This is a genomic window from Micromonospora sp. AMSO31t (assembly GCF_008868175.1).
Taxonomy (GTDB): domain Bacteria; phylum Actinomycetota; class Actinomycetes; order Mycobacteriales; family Micromonosporaceae; genus Micromonospora.
Genome location: NZ_WBKT01000232.1, coordinates 1 through 7,220, shown reverse-complemented (window position 1 = coordinate 7,220; position 7,220 = coordinate 1). Strand labels below are relative to the sequence as shown.

At 72.8% G+C, this 7,220-nt stretch carries 10 protein-coding genes and 1 tRNA gene; 4 read left to right on the top strand and 7 right to left on the bottom strand.

The window, feature by feature from the left end:
- Positions 1-351 precede the first annotated feature (351 nt).
- Positions 352-1,059: a glycosyltransferase family 2 protein gene (locus F8274_RS29305; RefSeq protein ID WP_091265396.1), complete on the top strand. Its 708-nt coding sequence runs from the start codon at positions 352-354 to the stop codon at positions 1,057-1,059.
- 72 nt (positions 1,060-1,131) lie between these two features.
- Here the strand turns inward: F8274_RS29305 and F8274_RS29300 are convergent, their stop codons facing one another.
- Together F8274_RS29300 and F8274_RS29295 are read right to left on the bottom strand one after the other, a co-directional pair.
- A complete protein-coding gene (locus tag F8274_RS29300) occupies positions 1,132-2,025 on the bottom strand; it encodes a transketolase family protein (protein WP_151465592.1) in 894 nt (297 codons plus the stop codon).
- Between the two features lie 2 nt (positions 2,026-2,027).
- Positions 2,028-2,726, bottom strand: coding sequence for a transketolase (locus tag F8274_RS29295; protein ID WP_151465590.1), 699 nt, complete (start codon positions 2,724-2,726; stop codon positions 2,028-2,030).
- Between the two features lie 46 nt (positions 2,727-2,772).
- Between F8274_RS29295 and soxR the strand changes: the two genes are divergently transcribed.
- Entirely contained in the window at positions 2,773-3,231 is a 459-nt protein-coding gene (soxR, locus tag F8274_RS29290; protein WP_151465589.1) for a redox-sensitive transcriptional activator SoxR, read from the top strand.
- 4 nt (positions 3,232-3,235) lie between these two features.
- Here the strand turns inward: soxR and F8274_RS29285 are convergent, their stop codons facing one another.
- Positions 3,236-4,210: an NAD(P)H-quinone oxidoreductase gene (locus F8274_RS29285; RefSeq protein WP_151465588.1), complete on the bottom strand. Its 975-nt coding sequence runs from the start codon at positions 4,208-4,210 to the stop codon at positions 3,236-3,238.
- Between the two features lie 9 nt (positions 4,211-4,219).
- Positions 4,220-4,759, bottom strand: a complete 540-nt coding sequence (locus F8274_RS29280; RefSeq protein WP_225854031.1) for an AAA family ATPase — start codon at positions 4,757-4,759, stop codon at positions 4,220-4,222.
- A 97-nt stretch (positions 4,760-4,856) separates the two neighbouring features.
- Between F8274_RS29280 and F8274_RS29275 the strand changes: the two genes are divergently transcribed.
- Positions 4,857-4,945 (top strand) — tRNA-Ser (locus F8274_RS29275).
- Between the two features lie 35 nt (positions 4,946-4,980).
- On the opposite strand, the gene F8274_RS29270 is transcribed toward F8274_RS29275, so the two are convergent.
- Both F8274_RS29270 and F8274_RS29265 read right to left on the bottom strand, forming a co-directional pair.
- The gene (locus F8274_RS29270) at positions 4,981-5,313 is read right to left on the bottom strand and encodes a DUF5615 family PIN-like protein (RefSeq protein ID WP_151465587.1); all 333 of its coding nucleotides are present in this window, start codon (positions 5,311-5,313) and stop codon (positions 4,981-4,983) included.
- The gene (locus tag F8274_RS29265; RefSeq protein WP_151465586.1) at positions 5,310-5,759 is read right to left on the bottom strand and encodes a hypothetical protein; all 450 of its coding nucleotides are present in this window, start codon (positions 5,757-5,759) and stop codon (positions 5,310-5,312) included. Before F8274_RS29265 ends, F8274_RS29270 begins: the two co-directional genes overlap by 4 nt.
- A gap of 124 nt (positions 5,760-5,883) precedes the next feature.
- On the opposite strand from F8274_RS29265, the gene F8274_RS29260 reads away from it, so the two are divergent.
- Positions 5,884-6,417, top strand: a complete 534-nt coding sequence (locus F8274_RS29260) for a YbhB/YbcL family Raf kinase inhibitor-like protein (protein ID WP_151465585.1) — start codon at positions 5,884-5,886, stop codon at positions 6,415-6,417.
- 39 nt (positions 6,418-6,456) lie between these two features.
- On the opposite strand, the gene F8274_RS29255 is transcribed toward F8274_RS29260, so the two are convergent.
- The gene (locus tag F8274_RS29255) at positions 6,457-7,167 is read right to left on the bottom strand and encodes a bifunctional 2-polyprenyl-6-hydroxyphenol methylase/3-demethylubiquinol 3-O-methyltransferase UbiG (protein ID WP_151465584.1); all 711 of its coding nucleotides are present in this window, start codon (positions 7,165-7,167) and stop codon (positions 6,457-6,459) included.
- Between the last annotated feature and the right edge of the window lie 53 nt (positions 7,168-7,220).

Sequence of the window (7,220 nt, the reverse complement as noted above, 5' to 3'; positions counted from 1 at the left end):
CGGGGGCGGCCGGTCCGACCAGCGTCGGCAGGGTGAGGGCGGCGGCGGACAGGACGGCCAGGGCGCGGCGTCGGATCGTCCGTGCGCGCCTGGCGGGGGTACCAGACATCGACGCACTCCTCTCGGCTCAATCGTGGGATGTCGATTGAGCTACCAGACAGTAACCGCCCGATGACGGGATGTGAATGCGTCCGGTAAGCCTTGCGGCCGGGTGCGGAAGGGCACTTCTCCGGCAGAAGGGGCGGACTGCGGCGGTTCTCGCGCAAGGGCGGGCCGGGGTGTGGTGACCTGGGCGACCAGCCAGGTTAGGCTAGGCCCGCCCCGACCCACCGTCGCCTCCGTGGAGAACCCGTGAAGCTCTCGATCCTCATGCCGGTCTACAACGAGGAGGAACGCATCGCGGATGCCCTCAAGCAGGCGTTGGCGGTGGACTACCCGTGTGAAATCGAGCTGGTCGTCGTGGACGACGGCAGCCGCGACGGCACCGGCGAGGTGCTCGGCCGGGTGGACGACGCCCGACTGCGGGTGATCACCCACCAGCGCAACGCCGGCAAGGGCGCCGCGATCAAGACCGCCGTCGACAACGCCGAGGGTGAGTACATGGTCATCCTCGACGCCGACCTCGAGTACGACCCGCAGGACATCCCGCGGCTGCTCGAGCCGGTGCTCGACGGGCGGGCGACGGTCGTCTACGGCAACCGCACCTTCGGCAGCCACAGCTCCTACAGCTTCTGGTACGTGATGGGCAACAAGGGCGTGACGCTCGCCGCCAACGTGCTCTACAACTCGTACATCGGCGACCTGGAGACCTGCTTCAAGCTGATGCCGCTGGAGCTGTACCGCTCGCTCCAGGTCCGCTCGCGCGGTTTCGGCATGGAGGCCGAGGTCACCGGCAAGCTGCTCCGCCAGCGCATCCGCCCCTACGAGGTCCCGATCAGCTACCGCGCCCGGGGCCGCGAGGAGGGCAAGAAGATCACCTGGAAGGACGGCGTCGAGGCGATCTGGATCCTCGCCCGCGAGCGCGCCCGGCGCCACCCGGTCGGCCCCGCCGCCCGCTGACGCCCCACCCACGAACGACGGGACCCCGCACCCCGGCCAGGCCGGTGTCGCGGGGTCCCGCTGTCCCGCCGGTCAGGCGGCGGCCCGGGCCGGGGTGAGGAAATCGTCCACCGAGCGGCGCAGGCCGGCCGCGTCCAGGCCGTGCCAGCGGTCGTGGTCCTCGGGCCCGCCGTAACGGCGCAGCTCCGACCGCCCCACCCCGAGGGCGAGCAGCCGGTGCGGCCGGTCGGCCAGCGCCGCGGCCACCACCCGGGCCGAGGTTCCCGCCAGGTACGGCTCGACCAGGATCACCTCGGTGCCGGCGAGCGCCCGCAGCCCCGCCGTGTCGAACGGGCGCGGCCGGTGGGTCCAGGCCACCGTCACCGGCCGGTCGGCCACCGCCGCGAGGGCCGCGTCCAGCAGCGGCCCGACCGCCACCAGCAGCGGCGCGCCCGGCCCGGCGTCCCGCACCACCCGCAGGTCACCCGCCTCGGGGTACGCCCGCGCGTTGGTCTGCGTGGACAGCCGCAGGTACGTCGACCCCCGCCCGCACACGGCGTCCCGCAGCAGCCCCGGCACCTCGTCCGGGTGGCCGGGCACGTGCACGGTCCAGTCGTTGAGCGTGTCGATCAGCGCCACGTCGGCCGGGGCCAGGTGGGTCCGCCCCGCCGCCGCCCGGTCGTACGACGCGCCGACGCTGACCAGAACCGCACCGACCCCCTGGTGGTCGAGGTCCAGCTTGATCTGCTCGTACGCCCGCTCCACGAGGAACGGCGCGTAGCTGTGCACGATCGGCCGCTGCCCGGTCAGCGCCAGCCCGCCGGCCACACCCACCATCAACTGCTCCCGGATGCCGACGTTGACGACCCGACCCGGGTAGCGGGCGGCGGCGGGGGCGAACGCGGCGGCCGAGATGTCGGCGAGCACGACCGTGGTGCGGGGATCGGCCAGCACCTCCTCGGCCGTGGTCACGAAGGTGTCGCGCATGGTCATGCCCACTCCCCGTCGGTGACGACCGCGACGACGACGTGCGGCCGGTGGTGGTCGTGCCCGGTCAGGGCGGTGTGCAGGGCCGCGTGGTCCCGGCCGTCCACGGTCGCGGCGGTCCACCCGTTGACGGTGAACCGGCCGGCCGCGCCGCCCGGCCAGCCGTGGCTCGCCGACCGGTTGTCCAGCACGATCGCGGTCAGGTTGCCGAGCCCGGTGGCGCCCGCGTACGCGATGGCCTCGTGGTTCGAGCCCTCGTCCAGTTCGGCGTCGCCGAGCAGCACGTACACCCGGGGGTCGGTGCGGCCCTGGGCCCGCAGGCCCAGCGCGGTGCCCACGCCCAGGCCGAGGCCGTGCCCGAGCGACCCGGAGCCGATCTCCACGCCGGGCACCAGCAGCCGGTCCGGGTGGTCGCCGAGCCGGCTGTCCGGGCCGCCCTGGTCGTCCAGCCACGCCACCGGGACGAAGCCCCGGGCGGCGAGCAGCGCGTAGTAGCCGGCGACCGCGTGCCCCTTGGAGAGCAGGAAGCGGTCGCGGTCCGGGTCGTCCACGGTCGCCGGGGTGATCCGGAGCACCCGGTCGTAGAGCACCTGTAGCACATCCAGCGTCGAGTACACGTTCGGGCCGAACTCGCGGCCGGCGCGTACCCGGTCCAGCAGTGCCCTCAGCACGGCGGGGTCGGTGGCGGTCGTCGTCGTCATGCGGATAGCCTCGGAGTTGAAGCGCACTTCAACTCAAGGCCCTGTGATGCACGAAGCAACTCTGACCATCGGCCAGCTCGCCGACCGCAGCGGCGTGGCTCCCTCCGCGCTGCGCTACTACGAGCGGCTCGGGCTGATCCGCGCCGAGCGGACCGGCGGCAACCAGCGCCGCTACGCCCGCACCGAGCTGCGCCGGGTGGCCTTCATCCGGATCTCCCAGCAGGTCGGCGTCTCGCTGGAGGAGATCCGGGAGGCGCTGGCCTCGCTGCCGTCCGGGCGCACACCCACCCCCGACGACTGGGCCGCCCTCTCCCGCGCCTGGCGGAACCGGCTGGACGAGAAGATCCGACTGCTCGGCAAGCTCCGCGACGACCTCGACGGCTGCATCGGCTGCGGCTGCCTGTCGTTGCAGCGCTGCACCCTCTACAACCCGGGCGACGCGCTCGCCGCCGAGGGCTCCGGCGCCCGGCTCATGCTCCCCCGCCCCGGGCCGGACGCGGCCTGACCGGTCAGCGGACCAGCAGCACCTTGCCCAGGTGGTCGCTGGTCTCCACCAGCCGGTGCGCGTCGGCGGCCTCGGCCATCTTCGCCCGCGCGTGGACGACGGGTCGGACCTTCCCCGACTCGACCAGCGGCCACACCTGCTCCCGGACGCCCCGGACGATCTCCGCCTTCTCGGCGAGCGGGCGGGAACGCAACGCGGTCGCGTGCACCGAGGCCCGCTTCGCCAGCAGCATCCCGAGATCAAGCTCGCCCTTGCGGCCGCCCTGCATGCCGATCACCACGAGCCGGCCGCCGGTGGCCAGCGCCGCCACGTTCCCCGGCAGGTAGGCGGCGCCCATGATGTCCAGGATCACGTCCGCGCCCCGGCCGTCGGTGAAGCGGCGCACCTCCTCGACGAAATCCTGCTCCGCGTAGTCGATCGTGTGCGCGGCGCCCAGCTCGCGCAACCGCTCGTTCTTCGTCGCCCGCGCCGTCACCACCACGGTCGCGCCGAGCGCCACCCCGAGCTGGATGGCGAACGTGCCGATCCCGCTGCCGCCCCCGTGCACCAGCAGCGTCTCGCCCTCGGCCAGCCGCGCGAGCTGCACCACGTTCGACCAGACCGTGCAGGCCACCTCCGGCAGCGCCGCCGCGTCGACCAGGTCGACCCCCGCCGGCACCGGCAGCAACTGGCCGGCCGGCACGGCGACCCGCTCGGCGTAACCGCCGCCGGCCAGCAGCGCGCAGACCTCGTCGCCCACCGCCCAGCCGGTCACCTCCGGCCCGACCGCGGCCACCACCCCGGCACACTCCAACCCCGGGTACGCGGGCGCGCCCGGCGGCGGCGGATAGTGCCCCTGGCGTTGCAGCAGGTCGGCCCGGTTCACCGCGCTCGACCGCACCTCGACCAGCACCTCGCCCGGGCCGGGCTCCGGGTCGGGCACCGCCGCCCACACGAGAGCCTCGGGTCCGCCGGGTTTCGGGATCGTGATCGCGTGCATGACCCAGTCTTACCCGATCCGGCCGGCCGTCCACGCCCGGGCCAGGATCTCGTCCACCGTCTCCTCCGGCGTCTGCGCCGAGGTGTCCAGCCAGAGCCCGACCCGGGGCGTGGTGGCCCGGAAGCCGGCGTCCAGGTCGGCCACCGGCCAGCCGCCGTACCCCTGCTTGGGCCGGTCCCGCTCCCGGGCGGCGACCACGTCGGCGCGGGGTGCGAGCACCACCACGGCCAGCGGCCGGTGCCGGATCCGTTCGACCAGCGCCGGCAGCTCCGCACCGAGCACCACGTCCTGGAGTACCACGGTGAAGCCCGCGGCGGCGTAGCGGTCGGCGGCCGACGCGGCGAGGTCGTAGCGGAGCCGAAGCTGCCGCCACGCCTCGTCGGTGAGGTCCGCCGTCAGCTCCGCCCGCCCGCTGACGATCATGCGGCGGAACACGTCCCCACGCAGGTGCACCGCGCGGGGCAGCCGCCGGGCCAGCAGCTCGGCCACAGTGGACTTGCCGGCCGCCATGATTCCACTGATCAGCACCACCGCCGGGGTTTCCCACACGGAAGCATCCTGACAGCAGGGGTGGGACGGCGGCTCGCCCGTTCCACCGGCCGTGGCAGACTAGGCACGGCCGCGTAACCCGTCGGGGACGTGGCATGGAGGGTTCGCCTAGTGGCCGATGGCGCTGGTCTTGAAAACCGGTAAGGGCAGCGATGTCCTTCGTGGGTTCGAATCCCACACCCTCCGCCCCTGACCGACCGGTCACCCCTCGGCGAGCCAGGTCACCCGTCCGGGCCGGGCAACTGCGTTGCGGCCAGCATGGCGTCGAGCGCGGACGCCAGCCGGACCAGGCCGGCGCGGGTCCGGGGGAAGCGCCGCGCCGAGACGAAGACGATTCCGGCATGCGGCGTCGACGCCGTGATCCGGGCGAAGTCGGCGACGTTCTCGGTGACGACGCAGCGCTGGTGTCGGGCCGCCCACGCGAGCACGTCCTCGTCCGATCGGGAGGCGAGGCCGACCTCCAGGTCCAGGGCGGCGAGCACGTCGTGGCCCCGTTCCCGCAATCGGCGGCCCAGCGCCGGCGGATACATCTCGTCGAGTAGCAGCCCGGTCATGCCGGAGGGCGCCCGAGCAGGCCCTGCTCCGCCTGCCAGAGTCGTTCCTCCCGCTCGGCGGCTTCGTGGTTGGCTCTGATGAGCAGGTCGATCTCGGCCGAGTAGGTGGCGTAGTAGCGGAGCGCCGTCGCGATCTGCTCGCGGCCGAGGCCGGTGACCTCCATCAGTTCCGCGGCCAGTTCCTCGCCCTCCAGGTCTGGCGACTCGGCGCGTACCGCGTGCAGGGCGCCGATCACCTCCCAGATGTCCGGGCCGCCGTTCAGGGAGGCGCGACGCCCGGCCGGCCCTGCTAGGAAGACCACGCCGGGATGCTCGTAGGTGCGGAGCGACTCGTCGACGAACATGTTCGCCACCGAGGAGGACGAGGAGCCGGGGTGTTCACGCACATAGCGGTCCAAGCGGGCGAGCACGCCCTCATCGAAGCGAACACTTCGGGGACTACCCATGACTACAGTGTAGTCGCGCTCGTCGAGCCTGTGGGCACCGGACAACGGGCGCTTCCGGTTCGATCCGGGCTGCGGAAGGGGTATGAAGGTGCAGGACATTCGCGCACCCGGAAGGACCGTTTCGATGAGCCTGGAACGACCGATCGCCCCGGACCCGTACGAGCTGCTGCCGACGCTGCCGTCGTTCAACCTGACCAGTGACGACGTGCACAACGGCGAGCCGATGGACGCCCGGTACGCGCACGGCAGCGCCGGCGGCGAGAACGTCTCCCCGCACCTGGCCTGGTCGGGCTTCCCGGACGACACCAAGAGCTTCGTGGTGACCTGCTTCGACCCGGACGCGCCGACCGGCAGTGGCTTCTGGCACTGGGTGCTGGTGGACGTGCCCGCCTCGGTCACCGAGCTGCCGACCGCCGTGGACGAGGGCGACCTGGGGGGCGCGTTCAGCATCCGCAACGACTACGGCGACACCGGCTACGGCGGCGCCGCCCCGCCGGCCGGCGACCGGCCGCACCGGTACGTCTTCGCCGTGCACGCGGTGGACGTGGAGCGGCTCGACGTGGGCAAGGGCGCGAGCCCCGCGTACGTCGGGTTCAACCTGGCCTTCCACACCCTGGCCCGGGCGGTCATCCGCCCGACGTACCAGATCAAGGAGTGAGGAGACGGGGCCTCCGCGCTCGCGGAGGCCCCGTTCCGGTCAGGCCGGGACCCGGGCGACCGCGAAGACCGACTGGCCGAACGGCGGCCGGAGCCGCTGCTCGGCGGCCTTGGTGGCGGGGAGGACCAGGGTGTCGTAGACCTTCACCATGGGGCCTTCCTTCGGCATGAGCCGGAAGACCTTGGTGGCCATGAAGTAGCCGATCAGGCCGAGCGCGTTCGCGTAGTGGATCTTCTCCACGGTGAGGCCGGCCTCGGTCATCGCTGCGGCCAGGGTCTTCTTCGTGTAGCGCCGGACGTGGCCGGTGGCGACGTCCGCCGGGCTCATCGCGAACTGGAACGCGGGCACGATGATGATCACCGCGCCGCCGGGGCGGACCAGGTCGCGCATGCTCTGCAGCGCGCCGACGTGGTCGTCGATGTGCTCCAGCACGTTGTAGGAGACGGCCGCGCTGTAGTCGCCGCGCTCGGAGTGCGGCAGCAGCATCTGCCGGACCTCGATGCCCGGGTGCTCGGCCAGCCGTTCCTTGAGCCGGACCAGGCGGTCCGGATCCGCCTCGGTGGCCGTGATCCGGGGGAGGTGCTCGGCCCACTCGAGGGCGTAGTCGCCCAGCCCGCTGCCGATCTCGATGGGGTTGTCACCGAGGTAGGGCACGGCGAGCTCGACGAACCAGCGACGGTGGTTGACCGCCGTCGCGAGGCCCTCGAGCACCTCCGACTGGACGCGCTGATCCCCAGTGATATCTGCCATGCGTCGATTCCTCACGATATGACTGACCCGCGCCTGGACCGACAGAGTCAACC